Genomic DNA, 15,184 nt, shown 5'->3' with positions numbered 1-15,184 from the left:
TCTTATAAAAAATGATAAGTATATTTATATTTTTATAAAATATAGATTAGTATCTATATTAGCTTTAATTATGCCAAATAGTGCATTTAAAAGTGAAAATTTAAATTACCCTTAATAAATAAAAGTAAACATATATAAACTTAATATATTGAGATTATTACAAATTGATTAAAATAGATCATTGGAAATATTTAATATTATAATTATTGTAAAAAATATGTTTAAATAAAATTATAATGATATTTGTATGGGGGAGATAAATTATGAAATTAAGTTATACAAATACTTCTAAAGAGTATGATGAATTACTAAAGTTTAATCTTTTAACAACAGAAAAAAGAAAATATATTTTTTTATACGTATGTGCTCCAATTGCAATATTTGTTTTATATTTTTGGAGCAAATATTTCTTAACAAGCAAAAAAGTATTAATACTTTTTTCTTATATGATTGTTTTATCAATTTTAGGCATACTTGCTCCAAAGATTTTTTTCTTAATAAATAGAAAAGTCTTTAAAAGATTAGGAAAGTTATTTAAGTTATCAGATAAAAAAGAAGTTTTAATTGACAAAGATAAAGAAGAAATTATTTATAATCAATTTTGTAAAATGCCACCATGTAATTTTAAGTTTAAGGATATTAAAAGAATTGTACAAAATGAAGATAATATATTTATATTTAGGAAGGATATGCAAGCTTCTAATTTTACTTTAATTATACCTAATTATGTATTTGAAGATGAAAAAGAAAGAATTGAATTTATAAATATGCTTTCTAAAGGTAAGGGTAATAAGAAGAAACAAAAATAGAATTCAAAATTTGAATCTTATTCTAGTTAATATCATCTTTATTAAGATGTGTAGAAATGTTATTACTATTTATTTTTATTTAGTGATATAAAAGGTACTATAAAAAATGATAAGTATATTTATATGGGGGAGATAAATTATGAAATTAAGTTATACAAATACTTCTAAAGAGTATGACGAATTATTGAAGTTTAACATTTTAAGAGTAGAAAAAGCAAAATATATTTTTTTGTATATTTTTGCTCCGATGTTAATACTTTTTATATATTTTTGGAGTAGATATTTGTTAACTACTAATGAATTAATAAAGCTTTTTTCTTACATGATTATTCCATCAATTTTAGGGATATTTGCTCCAAAGCTTTTTTTATTAATAAATAGAAAGATGTTTAATTGGATTGCAAATGCTTATAATTTATCGGATAAAAAAGAAGTTTTAATTGAGGAAGATAAAGAAGAAATTAAGTATAATCAATTTAGTAAGATGCCACCATGCAATTTTAAGTTTAAAGATATAACAAAGATTATACAAAATGATGATAATATATTTATATTTAGAAGGGATGAAAAACTTCCTAATTTTACTTTAATTATACCTAATTATGTATTTGAAAATGAGGAAGCAAAAATTGAATTTATAAATATGCTTTCTAAAGTTAAGAGTGATAAGAAGAAACAAAAATAGGATTCAAAATTTGAATCCTATTTTTATTAAGTTAGATAAAATTTTTTAACTTATTTAATGCTCTAATTTTTGCTTGATTTATTGCCTGCCTTGATTTCCCCATTTTTTTAGCAATTTCTGCGGGACTATAGCCGTTAATTATAATTAGTTTTATTATATTCTTTTCATAATCGTTTAAGGTATCAATAATATCTAAAGTTTCTATATTACTTTCTATAAGATTAAATCCTAATTCTTTATCTTCACAATTGTAATATTCATTATTTTTTTGCTTATCATTTTTCTTTGATAACCTTATATATTCATTTTTTAAAGATTTAGATAAATAGGATAACAATTGTTTATCTTCATAAGTATTTAAGATTTCTAGTATATCTTTGCTATTCTTATTATTTTGTATATTCCTAATTTTAAAAATTAAATCTTTACTCATTGCATTCCATCCTTCTTTTTAAAAAGAAAGAAGTTTTGCAAACGTAAACGTAAACTTTATTAAATATATAAAAAGTAATTATATTAAAATTCGTTTAAAATAAAAAATTGTAAAAAAATATAAAAACATCTTTTGATTATCTCTCTATATTTGTAAAAATTTACAAATATAGAGAAGAGAGTGTATTTACATATATAAGATGAAAAAATGAAAAGTATTTTTAAATGTATTAAATTTATTTAAAATTAAATATAATTGACAATTAAAATTAACAAATCTAAAATTAAATAAAGAATGTTTGTTCGAGAGTAAAAGATAATATTTCTGACAAAAATAAAATAATCAAGTTTATTAAAGAGGTAATAAATATGAAAGATAAGATTATAGTAAAAGGTGCTAGAGTACATAATTTAAAGAATGTATCATTAGAAATACCAAGAGATAAATTAATAGTATTTACAGGATTATCAGGTTCAGGTAAATCCTCATTAGCTTTTGATACATTATATGCAGAAGGTCAAAGAAGATATGTTGAATCTTTATCATCATATGCAAGACAATTTTTAGGGCAAATGAATAAGCCCGATGTTGATTATATTGAAGGTTTATCACCAGCAATATCAATAGACCAAAAAACAACTAGTAAAAATCCAAGGTCTACAGTAGGAACAATAACTGAAATATATGATTATTTAAGATTATTGTATGCAAGAGTTGGAATTCCACATTGTCCTAAGTGTGGCAAAGTAATAAGTAAGCAATCTGTGGATCAAATTGTGGATCAAATAATGAGTATTGGGGATAAAACTAAAATTCAGGTTTTAGCACCAATTATAAGAGGAAAAAAGGGAACTCACGAAAAGGTATTAGATGGAATTAAAAAGAATGGATATGTAAGAGCTAGGATTGATGGTGAAATATATGAACTAGCAGAAGAGGAAGTAAAGTTAGAAAAAAATAAAAAGCACAATATAGAAGCTGTTGTAGACAGACTTGTTATCAAAGAAGGAATTGAAAGAAGATTAAGTGATTCTTTAGAATCTGCATTAAAATTGGGTGAAGGTCTAGTAATAATAAATGTAATTGGAGATAAGGATATTTTATTTAGTGAAAATTTTGCCTGTCCGGATTGCGGAATTAATATACAAGAATTTGAACCAAGAATGTTTTCTTTTAATGCTCCTTTTGGAAAGTGTGAAAAATGTGATGGCTTAGGAACATTAATGGAAATAGATGAGGACTTAGTTATTCCAAATAAAAACCTAAGTGTAATGGAAGGAGCTATTGCAACTTGGGGTGAAGGAAGATTAAAGGAGGATTCATGGACTTATGCTATCTTAAAGGCATTAAGTGAGGAATATGATTTAGATTTAAATAGACCTATAAAAGAATTATCAAAGGAGCATTTAGACTTATTATTATATGGAACAAATGGTCATAAGTTAATAGTTACTTATACTAAAGATGGAGTTGAAGGAAAGTATTCTTATGCATATGATGGAGAGATAAATTCACTTGTAAGAAGATATAAAGAAACAAATTCTGATTTTATTAAAGGTGAAATTGAACAATACATGAGTAATAAGTATTGTCCAAAATGTAAAGGTGCTAGGCTTAATAAAGAAGTTTTAGCAGTTACAGTTGGAGATAAAAACATATATGAGTTTACACAACTGCCTATTAAGGAAGAATTAGATTTTATTAATTCATTAAGCTTTACTGAAAAGGAACAAATAATAAGTGATCAAATAGTTAAAGAAATAAAAAATAGATTGAAATTTTTAGTAGACGTTGGATTGGATTATTTAAATTTATCAAGAAGTTCAGGAACGCTTTCTGGGGGAGAGGCTCAAAGAATTAGACTTGCAACTCAAATTGGTTCTGCATTAATGGGTGTTTTATATATTTTAGATGAACCTAGTATTGGATTACATCAAAGAGATAATGATAAGTTAATTCAAACTTTAAAAAATTTAAGAGATGTTGGTAATACTGTTATAGTTGTTGAACATGATGAAGATACCATGAGAGAAGCAGATTTTATAGTAGATATTGGTCCAAGAGCAGGAGAACATGGAGGACAAATTGTTGCAGCAGGAACTGTAGATGAAATTAAGCAATGCAAAGAATCTATAACAGGTCAATATTTAACAGGAGAAAAAGAAGTTAAGGTTCCAGAAGAAAGAAGAGAAGGTAATGGACAGTTTATTACAGTTGTTGGGGCTAAGGAAAATAATCTTAAAAATTTAACAGTTAAATTCCCCTTAGGTGTATTAACAATGGTTACTGGTGTTTCTGGTTCTGGTAAAAGTACATTAGTAAATGAAATTCTTTATAAAGGATTAAACAAAACAATAAATAAGAGTAAAAATCCAACAGGAACTTATAAAGAAATAACTGGATATGAAAGTATAGATAAAATTATTGATATAGATCAAAGTCCTATAGGAAGAACACCACGTTCAAATCCAGCAACTTATACAGGAACTTTTGATATAATAAGAGAATTATTTGCACAAACACCAGAAGCTAAAATGAGAGGTTATAAACCGGGAAGATTTAGTTTTAATGTAAAAGGCGGAAGATGCGAAGCTTGTTCAGGTGATGGAATTATAAAAATAGAAATGCAATTTTTATCTGATGTTTATGTTCCTTGTGAAGTTTGTAAGGGTAAGAGATATAATAGAGAAACTCTTGAGGTTAAATATAAGGGAAAAAATATTGATGATATTTTAAATATGACTGTAGAAGAGGCTTTAGAATTCTTTGAGAATATACCAAGAATAAAAAATAAAATTCAAACACTAAAGGATGTAGGATTAGGATATATAAGATTAGGGCAACCATCAACTCAATTATCAGGAGGGGAAGCTCAAAGAATTAAACTTGCTTTTGAATTATCAAAGAGAAGCACAGGAAAGACATTATATATTTTAGATGAACCAACAACAGGGCTTCATGTTGATGATGTTAATAGATTAGTATATATATTACAAAGGTTAGTGGATGCAGGAAATACTGTTATAGTTATTGAGCATAATTTAGATATGATTAAGTGTGCTGATTATATAATAGACTTAGGACCTGAAGGTGGAGATAAGGGTGGTACTTTAGTAGCTCAAGGTAAACCAGAAGAAATAGTAAAAAAAGATGAATCATATACGGGAAAATATCTTAAAAAGTTATTAAGATAATATTAGATGACTTGTTATTTTTTACAATAACATTTAATATATAATGGTAAACATACATTAATTTGAGGTGAAAATATGAGTTTTAGGAATGCAACCACATTTATAGCTGGAATATTTTTTGTGATTTTACTATATGTCATTATATATTATGCGTTAAAAATAATGTATAAGGATGTTAAGACTGGTAAAAGAAAAAATAACAATTCAGGTATAAGATATGGTATAGAGCTTATTCAAACGGGTGTTAACTCTAGCTTAGAACAAGGTTCAGTAATACCTATAAGGGGAGTAACAACATTAGGAAGAAAGCAAGAAAATACAATTGTATTAACTGAACCTTTTGTCTCTGGCAATCATGCAAAGATATATACTAAAAATAATAATTTATATGTTGAGGATTTAAACAGTACAAATGGTGTATATGTTAATGGGGAAAAGGTAGAAGAAAAGTTTAAACTTATTTCAGGAGATGAAATTAAAATAGGAAGTGCTATTTTTAAAGTGTTAAAGTCAGGTAATTAAAATTAAAAATCTAAGATTTAAGTTTATTTGATTTTACACATGTTTAATATAGGGAAAATGTTTTATTTAAAGAGTAGGGGTGGATTTATGAAATCATTAAAGCGTGAAAAAAGATTACTTAGGTTAGTGTATCTTTTATGCTTACTACTTTTTACAACCTTAGGTTTTTTACAAAAACCTTTTGATACATTTGCAGTAGTAATAGGAGTAGTTTTATGTGTTTTAATAGGCTATTCCCACTTTGTAATTAGAAGATTTTATCCAGATGGAGATAAGTTTATACTAATTTTTTCAAGTGTATTATCGGTAGTAGGAGTAGCAACATTATATAGAATAGATAGATTAACTTCCATTAAGCAATTGGTTTGGATTGCTATTGGTATTGTTGCATATATTTTAATTGTGGTAATTTTACCTGATTTAAGAAGTTTTGCAAAATATAAAAATGTATATCTGATAATAACGTTAATATTAATGCCATTAGCATTAATTTTTGGTACAGAACAATATGGAGCAAAAAACTGGATTATAATAGGAAATGTTATTTCTTTTCAACCATCTGAGTTTGGTAAGATAGCGCTTGTATTGTATTTAGCATCAGCTTTAGCTAATTATCAAGTTAAGGATAGATTTATAGATGAATTTAAACAACTTTGGCAACCTGCATTAGTAGCAGGATTTTCTATGGGATGTATGGTGCTTCAAAGAGATTTAGGAAGTGCTCTTATATTCTTTGGTATTTCTATAACATTATTATATGTTTCAACGTCTAGAAAAAGATATGTCTTTACAGCACTAGGATTAGCTGCTGTTGGATCAGTTGCGGGATATTCTATGTTTGGACATGTAAGGGAAAGAGTTAAGATTTGGCTTGATCCTTGGAAGTATGCTTTAAATGAATCATACCAAATAGTTGAAGGAATGTATTCAATTGCAGCTGGTGGATTATTTGGAGTTGGTTTAGGTGAAGGTCATTTTCAAAACTTACCAGTTAAAGAAAGTGATATGATTTATGCAATTATCTGTGAAGAGTTTGGAATAATATTTGCAATTGGACTTATGATAGTATATTTCTTATTATTTTATAGAGGAATAAGAGCTGCATTTGTTACAGACGATAAATACTCGCAATTAATAGCTGTTGGATTTAGTACAATGATAGCATGTCAAACCTTAGTTATAATCGGTGGAATTTTTTCTGTTATACCATTAACAGGAATAACTTTACCTATTATAAGCTATGGTGGGTCGTCAGTATTGACAATATTCTTTGCTTTAGGAATATTGCAAAAAATATCAGAGGAGGCATAAAAGGATATGAATGATTTAGCAAAAAGCGTTAAAAATGTAATGACAGTATTTTTAGTATTCTTTATAGCATTAATATCCTATATTGCTTATTTCCAATTGATTAAAAGTCCTAAGATTAATGAGATGCCAGGAAATACAAGGGTTATTGCTACTAAAAATGAAGTTTTAATAGGAACTATATATGATAGAAATGGTACTCCTTTAACAACTAGTGAAAAACTAAATCAAACTTCTCAAAAGAGAAATTATTTATATGATGATTTATTTGTTCATGCATTAGGGTATACTAGCGTTGTTTATGGTACTACTGGCTTAGAAGAGGAGTATGAAAAAGAATTAACTACTTATAGTCCTATTGGAAATAATTTTAGAGAGTTTTTAGATACTATTCATTTAAAAGAGCTTATAGAAAATATAAAAACTGATAAAGAAGATACAGGAAGTTTTAACTTTTCAGAAAATATTAAAAAGTTTATAGATGATATTGATTTTGAAGGATTAACAAAAGAAGCTGATAAAGTTGGTAATGGTGTTATAACAAGTTTAGATATGACTCTGCAAAAATTAGCTTCAGATGAATTAGGATATAATAAGGGTGCTGTTGTTGCATTAAATCCTAAAACAGGAGAGATACTAGCTATGGTTTCAAAACCTACTTTTAATCCTAATAATTTAGCAGAGGAAATGAATAAAGCTAATAGTGGTAGTGCAGATTATTCTCCATTAATTAATAGAGCTTTAAATGGTCTTTATCCTCCAGGTTCTGTATTTAAAACTGTTACATTAACAAGTGCTTTAGAAAATATGCCATCAGTAACAAGTAGAATATTTAATGATAATGGTAAGATAAAATTTAAAGATGGAAGAACAATGAGTAATTTTGCAAATATTGCAAATGGTTCAATAAACTTAAAAGATGCATTTAGGTTATCTAGTAATGTTGTATTTGGTACATTAGCAATGGAATTAGGAAATGAAACTTTAAAGTCTACAGCTGAAAAATTTGGATTTAATTCGGTAATAACTGGACCAGGAGTTTCTGTAACAGCAAGTAATTTCCCAACATTAAATAGTTCAGAGCTTGGTAATATAGCTCAAAGTGGAATAGGTCAAGGAAGTGTTTTATCTACACCTATGCAAATGGCTCTAGTAGCAGCTACAGTTGCTAATGATGGAGTTATGATGCAGCCTAAGCTGGTTAATTCAATTGTTGACAAAGATCAAAATACAATAAAATCTATAGATAGTAAGGAATTAAGACAAGTTATGTCTTCAGATGTTGCAGGAACAGTACAGGATTACATGACTAATTTAATTAATAAAAATTTAAATAGATGGCCAGAATTTAAGGGAACTAATGCTGGTGGAAAAACTGGTACAGCAGATTATACTTTACCAGATGGAACAGAAGCTATACCACATAGTTGGTTTATTGCAGCAGCTCCAATGGATGACCCACAAATTGCAGTAGCAGTAATTGTTGAGAATGGTGGTAGTGGTTCAGGGGTAGCTGCAAAGATAGCTGGTAAAATTGTTAGACAATCAGTTTTAGGTTATTAGTTTTAATATTTAAAAACAAGAAAATTATATACTAAATAATTTTAAAGAGTTAATAGTTAAGAGTGAAAATTTAAGGGATTAATTTAGCAAAGGTTAAATTTAAAATAAGGTGTAGAAACTTTATCCTTAAACTAGTAGCTCTTAATTTTTAACTCTTAATTTTTTACAAAGGAAGCGAGAAGGATATGTTTGATTTTGAATACCATTTAAAAAACTTACCTGATAAACCAGGGGTTTATTTAATGAAAAACTCATTAGGGGAAGTTATTTATGTTGGAAAAGCAAAAATTTTAAAAAATAGGGTAAAGAGTTATTTTCAAAATTCAAAGAACCATTCTGAAAAAGTAAAAGTTTTGGTGAAAAATATTGCTGAATTTGAATATATAGTTACAGATTCAGAAATGGAAGCTCTTATTTTAGAATGTAATTTAATAAAAAAATATAGTCCTAAATATAATATCTTGTTAAAAGATGATAAGTTTTATCCTTTTATAAAAATAACTATTAAAGATGATTTTCCTAGAGTTTTTGTAACAAGAAATTTCTCAAGAGATGGGAGTAAATATTTTGGACCATATACTAATGGAACAGCAGTATATGAAACTATAGATTTAATATATAAAATATTTCCTTTAAGAACATGTAAATTATCAATAAAAGAAAATGGAGAGTCAATAAGACCTTGTTTAAATTATCATATAAAAAAATGTCTTGGACCTTGTGGCGGACATATCAGTAAAGATGAATATGGAAAAATGATAAATGAAATAATTGATATTTTAAGTGGAAAAGATACTTATGTTACTAAAATGCTTAAAACTGAAATGGAAAATGCAGCAGAAAATTTGGAGTTTGAAAAAGCCGCGTCATTAAGAGATAAGATATTATCAATAGAAGCTATAGTTGAAAAGCAAAAGATATTTAAAACTATGGAGGGTGATGAAGATTTTATTAATATAGATCAAGATGAAAAGGATAGTTGTATTCAAGTATTTTTCTCTAGGGATGGAAAGATACTTGGACGAGAACATTTTATATTTGAAAATACTGCAAATGAAAGTATAGCAGAGATTTTAGAAGAATTTATAGCTTCTTTTTATGGAGGAACAGCTAAAATTCCGAAAACAATATTTGTGCCTGAAATTAATGAAGTTGACTTAATGGAAGAATATTTAACTATAAAAAGAGGTTCTAAGGTATGGATTAAGGTCCCTAAGAAGGGACAAAAGAAAGATATGTTAGAAATGGTTAAAAATAATGCCAGAATTACTTTAGAAAAATTCAAAGATAAATATTTAAAGGATAAAGAAATAAATAAAATATCATTACAAGAACTTCAAAACTTATTAGAGCTTGATGAATGCCCAAGTAGAATAGAATCTTATGATATATCAAATATTCAAGGGGTTGATTCTGTTGGTACTATGGTTGTATTTGAAGAAGGCAGGGCAAAAAATAGTGATTATAGGAGATTTAAAATAAAAACTGTAAAGGGTGCTAATGATTATGATAGCATGAGAGAAATATTAACTAGGAGATTTAACCATGGATTAGAAGAAATAAAAGCAATACAAGAAAGAAATCTTAAGCTATCAGCAGGAAAGTTCTCTAATTTTCCAGATTTGATAATGATGGATGGTGGCAAGGGCCAAGTAAATGTTGCTTTAGAAGTATTAGAAAGTTTAAATATAAATATTCCAGTATGTGGGTTAGTTAAAGATGATAAACACCAAACTAGAGGTATAGTTTATAATAATGATGAATTGATTATTAATAGAAGCTCAAATTTAATGCAACTAATAAGAAGAATACAAGATGAAGTTCATAGATTTGCAATAACGTATCATAGAAGTTTAAGAGATAAAAGGACATTACATTCTATTTTAGATGACATACCTAATATAGGGGAAAAAAGGAGAAGAGCTTTATTAATGAAGTTTGTTAGTGTGGAAAATATTAAAAAAGCAAAAATAGAAGAGCTATTAGAAGTTCCATCTATTGATAAAAAATCAGCAGAAAGTATTTATAGTTACTTTAATGGCAATAATTAATTGGAAATTACTTGTTTAATTTTACAATATACTTTATACTATTGAAATGTAAATATTTTATATTTTAAAGGAGCTTATCATGAACAAATACGGTAAATTTGTAGGGCTATTTAGAGAATTTTACAATGAAGAGAATGTTAAGATTGATGAAAATTTAAGCAGTTATGTTAATTTTAAAGTTGGAGGACCTGCTGATATATTATTAATTCCAGAATCAAAAGAACAAATAAAAAAGAGTATTTGCCTTTGTAAGGAAAATAATATTCCAGTATATGTTATAGGAAATGGTTCTAACATATTAGTTAGGGATGGTGGCTTTAGAGGGGTTGTTATATCTTTAAAAGCTGTTAATAACATATCTGTAAATGATGAAAGAATTGAAGCTGAGTGTGGAGCAATGTTAAAGGCAGTTTCTGATAAGGCTATGGAAAATTCATTAACTGGATTTGAATTTGCATGTGGAATACCAGGAACTATTGGTGGAGCAGTATTTATGAATGCTGGTGCTTATGATGGAGAAATTGCACATGTTATTGAAAGTGCAGATGTAATTGATGAAAATTGTAATGTAATAACTCTTACAAATGATGAGTTAGATTTCGGATATAGGTCTTCTTTAGTTATGAAAAAAGGGTATACAGTATTATCAGCTGTATTTAAGTTAGAAAAAGGTCATGTAAAGACTATTAAAGAATTAGTTGATGATTTAACTAATAAAAGGGAATCTAAACAACCCCTTGAATATCCATCTGCTGGAAGTACATTTAAGAGACCAACAGGTTATTTTGCTGGTAAATTAATTCAAGATGCAGGTTTAAAGGGATATTCTATAGGTGGAGCAGCAGTTTCAGAAAAGCATTCTGGATTTGTAATTAATAAGGGAAATGCTACAGCTAAGGATATTACTGATTTAATAAAACATATTCAAAATGAGGTTAAAAAACAATTTGGAGTTGATCTTCATACAGAAGTAAGAATAATAGGTGAAGAGTAAGGATATTTATGGAAGTAATTCCTTGAATATATTTTTAATAAAAATTTTATATAATAAAAGAGAGATGTACTTATGTTAAATTAAATATTTTAATGTAAGTACATTTTTTAGTTTTTAAATTATAATTAAATAATTTTTAACTTTATATTGTCATAGTTAAAGTTTTCTTATATGTGATATAATAAAAATATGTCAAATTAGAAAAAAATTATAAAATTTAATTTTATGAATTTACTTTTTACATTTGAAATGAAAATAAAATATATTTATTATATAAAGCAAAGATTTTAGGAGGTATATTATAATGAGATTTATTATAGTTACAGGATTATCAGGAGCAGGTAAATCAGAAGCAACAAAAAGCTTAGAAGACATGGGATATTTTTGTGTAGATAATCTTCCACCAACATTAATAACAAAGTTTGCAGAAGCTTGCAAACAAAGTGATGGAAAAATAGATAAAGTCGCATTAGTTATAGATATAAGAGGTGGAATATTCTTTAATGATTTATTTCAAAGTTTAAAGGATTTAGAAAAAGAACAATTTAAGTATGAGATATTATTCCTAGATGCAGCTGATGAAGTTCTTGTAAAAAGATTTAAAGAAAAAAGAAGAAGCCATCCATTATCAGGAGGTGGTAGAGTTATAACTGGAATAACACTAGAAAGAAAAAAACTAAGAGAAGTTAAAGACAAGGCTGATATTATAATAGATACTTCAAAGTATAAAATTGGTGATTTAAGAGAGGAGATGAATAAGTATTTTGGTGATGAAACATTACCTGAAAAGCAATTATCAATTACGATATTAAGCTTTGGATTTAAGTATGGTATACCAGTAGATTCTGATTTGGTGTTTGATGTTAGATTTATACCAAATCCATTTTATATACCAGAATTAAAGCCATTTTCAGGTTTAGATACTCCAGTTAAGGATTATGTGTTAAAGCAATATGAGACTAAATCATTTTTGGAAAAAATAAACGATATGCTAGAGTTTTTAATTCCTAATTATCAAAAGGAAGGTAAAAGACAGCTTATTATTTCAATAGGATGTACTGGTGGAAGACACAGATCAGTAGCAATAGCAAATGAAATTTATGAGAATTTATATAATAAAAATTATAATGTGTATAGTGAGCATAGAGATATAAAAGAGGATGTTCATAAAGGGGATAAGAAACTATGATAATGGAATTTTTAATGAAACCAGGAGTAAAAATGAAGAGATGGATATTTACTGGTTTTGTTGGGATGGTTATATTGGTATTAGGAATTGTAGAGATTTTTTCAAATAAGAATTATAATGATTCTATAAAAATTTTATATTTTATTTTAAGTTTAATTGGGATTGGAATTATGTATTTTGCATTTTCAGGCTTTATTAAATCTTTTAGTACTTTAATAAATTCTGAAAAGGTTAAAATAACGATAGATGATAAAAGCATACAACAACTTGTAGATGAGGAAAGAGTTAAATTAGGAGGTCCTAAGGTAGTTGTAATTGGTGGGGGAACTGGATTATCTACAATGCTTAGGGGATTAAAGTTATATACAAATAATATAACTGCAATTGTAACTGTAGCAGATGATGGGGGAGGTTCAGGTAAGCTTAGAGCTGACCTTGGAATGCTTCCACCTGGGGATATACGTAATTGTATTTTAGCATTAGCAGATACTGAACCAATTATGGAAGAATTACTTCAATATAGGTTTACAGAAGGTTCATTGAAGGGACAAAATTTTGGTAATTTATTTTTAGCAGCAATGACTGGAATAAGTGGTAATTTTGAAGAAGCAGTACAAAAAATGAGTTCAGTACTTGCAGTAACAGGAAAAGTATTACCAGTTACACTTGATGATATAAAGCTTGTAGCTGAGCTTGAAAATGGAAATTTAATAAATGGTGAATCTATTATTCCAGAAGAAGTTATAAATCAAAAAAGTAAAATAAAGCAATTAAAAATTAATCCAAAGAAGGCCAAGCCTTTAAATGATGCGCTTATAGCTATTAAGGAAGCTGATGCTATTATTATGGGTCCAGGAAGTCTTTACACTAGCATAATTCCTAATTTATTAGTTGAAAATATAGTTGAATCAATAAATAAGAGTAATGCAATAAAAATATATATATCTAATGTAATGACTCAACCAGGTGAAACTGATAACTTTCATGTATCAGACCATATTGAAACTTTAATGAAGTATTGTGGTAAAAATAGTATTCAATATGTTATTGCAAATAATGGGATAATTCCTGATGATGTAGAAGAAAGATATTCAAAGGAAGGCTCTAAATTAGTAAAATTAGATTATGAAAATATAGAAAAATTAAATGTAGAAGTTATTGAGACTGACTTAGTTAAAATATCAAAGGGATATGTAAAGCATGATGCAGAAAATTTAGCTCAAGTTTTAATGGCAACTATTTTAGATAAAAAGTTGCTTTATGATAAAAAGAAAATTATAGAGTATATGTATTTATCAAAAAAGATACAAAATAAAAAATAAAGTTATTATAGACTATATCTAAATTTTGATATGGTCTTTTATTTTCCAATATTATATTATGACACATACGGAACAGTTTATGATATAATGAAGCATATATTTATAGTTAGTTAGGAGAATAATTTATGTCGTTTTCAGCGAAAGTAAAGGGAGAAATATGTAGGTATATAGATATATCTAAAGAGGAAGCATTAGCAGAGCTTTCGGCAATAATGAAAGGGAGTGGAACAATAGGATTTAGTGGAAAAGGTCTTAGCTTTAGAATTACAACAGAAAATCCAGCTTCAGCAAGGCATATATTCACTATACTAAAGGAACACTTTAATATACATTCTAAATTAATGGTTAAAAAAAGTAATTCTTTAAAGAAAAACAATATATATATGGTTTTAATTGAAGAAGATATGGGGGTTAGGGATTTACTTCAAGAGACAGGTATTTTTAGGGAAATAGATGGGGTACTAACTATTGATTACAAAATAGATCCTGAAATGGTAAAGACTGAAGAATATAAAAAAGCATATATAAGAGGAGCTTTTATTGGTGGGGGAAGTGTAACTAATCCTGAAAAGACATATCATTTAGAATTTGTAACTCATAGTGAAGAATATGCAATAGATTTATCTAAGCTTATTAATTCTTTTGGATTAAACTCAAAGGTTATTCAAAGAAAAAATAGTTTTATAATATATATAAAAGAGGGTGAACAAATAGTTGACCTTTTAAATATTGTTGGGGCTCATACTTCATTGCTTGAACTTGAAAATATAAGAATAATGAAGGAAATGAGAAACAATGTAAATAGGCTTGTTAATTGTGAAACAGCTAATTTAAGCAAAACAGTAAATGCAGCAGTAAGACAAGTTGAAAGTATAAAGCTTATACAAAATAGTATAGGACTTAAAAGATTACCTAAGAACCTTCAAGAGGTTGCAGAGCTTAGATTAAGTTATCCTGATGAATCTCTTAAAGAGTTAGGTGAAATGTTAGATCCACCGGTTGGTAAGTCAGGAATAAATCATAGATTAAGAAAAATAGAAAAAATAGCTGAAGAAATTAGAAGTGGAAATTATTAATTTGTTTAATAATTATAATATAATATTTTAAGAAAAAG

The 15,184-nt window shown here is 27.1% G+C and carries 12 protein-coding genes; 11 read left to right on the top strand and 1 reads right to left on the bottom strand.

Translation table 11 applies throughout. From position 1 onward, the window contains the following. The first annotated feature begins 263 nt into the window (after nucleotides 1-263). Nucleotides 264-809 (top strand): hypothetical protein, encoded by a 546-nt coding sequence (locus QZ321_RS07695; protein ID WP_294196525.1) that lies wholly within the window; start codon nucleotides 264-266, stop codon nucleotides 807-809. A gap of 139 nt (nucleotides 810-948) precedes the next feature. After that, nucleotides 949-1,494, top strand: coding sequence for a hypothetical protein (locus tag QZ321_RS07690; RefSeq protein WP_291748583.1), 546 nt, complete (start codon nucleotides 949-951; stop codon nucleotides 1,492-1,494). Nucleotides 1,495-1,525: 31 nt separating this feature from the next. Here QZ321_RS07690 and QZ321_RS07685 read toward each other — a convergent pair whose 3' ends face one another. Further along, nucleotides 1,526-1,927 (bottom strand): sigma factor-like helix-turn-helix DNA-binding protein, encoded by a 402-nt coding sequence (locus tag QZ321_RS07685; RefSeq protein WP_291748581.1) that lies wholly within the window; start codon nucleotides 1,925-1,927, stop codon nucleotides 1,526-1,528. A 368-nt stretch (nucleotides 1,928-2,295) separates the two neighbouring features. Between QZ321_RS07685 and uvrA the strand changes: the two genes are divergently transcribed. From uvrA to whiA, 9 genes are all read left to right on the top strand, one after another. Continuing rightward, nucleotides 2,296-5,121, top strand: a complete 2,826-nt coding sequence (uvrA, locus tag QZ321_RS07680) for an excinuclease ABC subunit UvrA (protein WP_291748578.1) — start codon at nucleotides 2,296-2,298, stop codon at nucleotides 5,119-5,121. 75 nt (nucleotides 5,122-5,196) lie between these two features. Beyond that, nucleotides 5,197-5,643: an FHA domain-containing protein gene (locus tag QZ321_RS07675; RefSeq protein WP_291742751.1), complete on the top strand. Its 447-nt coding sequence runs from the start codon at nucleotides 5,197-5,199 to the stop codon at nucleotides 5,641-5,643. Between the two features lie 87 nt (nucleotides 5,644-5,730). After that, complete coding sequence (locus QZ321_RS07670; RefSeq protein WP_291748572.1) at nucleotides 5,731-6,954, top strand: FtsW/RodA/SpoVE family cell cycle protein; 1,224 nt, start codon at nucleotides 5,731-5,733, stop codon at nucleotides 6,952-6,954. A gap of 6 nt (nucleotides 6,955-6,960) precedes the next feature. Further along, on the top strand, nucleotides 6,961-8,514 hold the full coding sequence (locus QZ321_RS07665) for a penicillin-binding protein 2 (protein ID WP_294196521.1): 1,554 nt from the start codon (nucleotides 6,961-6,963) through the stop codon (nucleotides 8,512-8,514). Between the two features lie 185 nt (nucleotides 8,515-8,699). Beyond that, nucleotides 8,700-10,565: an excinuclease ABC subunit UvrC gene (uvrC, locus tag QZ321_RS07660; protein WP_291748570.1), complete on the top strand. Its 1,866-nt coding sequence runs from the start codon at nucleotides 8,700-8,702 to the stop codon at nucleotides 10,563-10,565. Between the two features lie 79 nt (nucleotides 10,566-10,644). Beyond that, nucleotides 10,645-11,559: a UDP-N-acetylmuramate dehydrogenase gene (gene murB, locus QZ321_RS07655; RefSeq protein ID WP_291748567.1), complete on the top strand. Its 915-nt coding sequence runs from the start codon at nucleotides 10,645-10,647 to the stop codon at nucleotides 11,557-11,559. Between the two features lie 304 nt (nucleotides 11,560-11,863). Then, on the top strand, nucleotides 11,864-12,748 hold the full coding sequence (gene rapZ / locus QZ321_RS07650) for an RNase adapter RapZ (protein ID WP_291748565.1): 885 nt from the start codon (nucleotides 11,864-11,866) through the stop codon (nucleotides 12,746-12,748). Continuing rightward, the gene (locus tag QZ321_RS07645; RefSeq protein ID WP_291748563.1) at nucleotides 12,745-14,070 is read left to right on the top strand and encodes a YvcK family protein; all 1,326 of its coding nucleotides are present in this window, start codon (nucleotides 12,745-12,747) and stop codon (nucleotides 14,068-14,070) included. The genes rapZ and QZ321_RS07645 overlap by 4 nt, the downstream gene beginning before the upstream one ends. Nucleotides 14,071-14,195: 125 nt before the next feature. Then, the gene (whiA, locus tag QZ321_RS07640; RefSeq protein WP_291741194.1) at nucleotides 14,196-15,146 is read left to right on the top strand and encodes a DNA-binding protein WhiA; all 951 of its coding nucleotides are present in this window, start codon (nucleotides 14,196-14,198) and stop codon (nucleotides 15,144-15,146) included. The last annotated feature ends 38 nt before the right edge of the window (nucleotides 15,147-15,184 follow it).

Source organism: uncultured Clostridium sp., from assembly GCF_910588715.1.
Taxonomy (GTDB): Bacteria; Bacillota; Clostridia; order Clostridiales; family Clostridiaceae; genus Clostridium.
Note: the sequence above shows the minus strand (reverse complement) of the source record. Positions and strands in the feature narration are given on the sequence as shown.

Coding starts and splice junctions, on each gene's coding strand:
- QZ321_RS07695 (WP_294196525.1), top strand. CDS start 264: ATGAAATTAAGTTATACAAATACTTCTAAAGAGTATGATGAATTACTA.
- QZ321_RS07690 (WP_291748583.1), top strand. CDS start 949: ATGAAATTAAGTTATACAAATACTTCTAAAGAGTATGACGAATTATTG.
- QZ321_RS07685 (WP_291748581.1), bottom strand. CDS start 1,927: ATGAGTAAAGATTTAATTTTTAAAATTAGGAATATACAAAATAATAAG.
- uvrA (WP_291748578.1), top strand. CDS start 2,296: ATGAAAGATAAGATTATAGTAAAAGGTGCTAGAGTACATAATTTAAAG.
- QZ321_RS07675 (WP_291742751.1), top strand. CDS start 5,197: ATGAGTTTTAGGAATGCAACCACATTTATAGCTGGAATATTTTTTGTG.
- QZ321_RS07670 (WP_291748572.1), top strand. CDS start 5,731: ATGAAATCATTAAAGCGTGAAAAAAGATTACTTAGGTTAGTGTATCTT.
- QZ321_RS07665 (WP_294196521.1), top strand. CDS start 6,961: ATGAATGATTTAGCAAAAAGCGTTAAAAATGTAATGACAGTATTTTTA.
- uvrC (WP_291748570.1), top strand. CDS start 8,700: ATGTTTGATTTTGAATACCATTTAAAAAACTTACCTGATAAACCAGGG.
- murB (WP_291748567.1), top strand. CDS start 10,645: ATGAACAAATACGGTAAATTTGTAGGGCTATTTAGAGAATTTTACAAT.
- rapZ (WP_291748565.1), top strand. CDS start 11,864: ATGAGATTTATTATAGTTACAGGATTATCAGGAGCAGGTAAATCAGAA.
- QZ321_RS07645 (WP_291748563.1), top strand. CDS start 12,745: ATGATAATGGAATTTTTAATGAAACCAGGAGTAAAAATGAAGAGATGG.
- whiA (WP_291741194.1), top strand. CDS start 14,196: ATGTCGTTTTCAGCGAAAGTAAAGGGAGAAATATGTAGGTATATAGAT.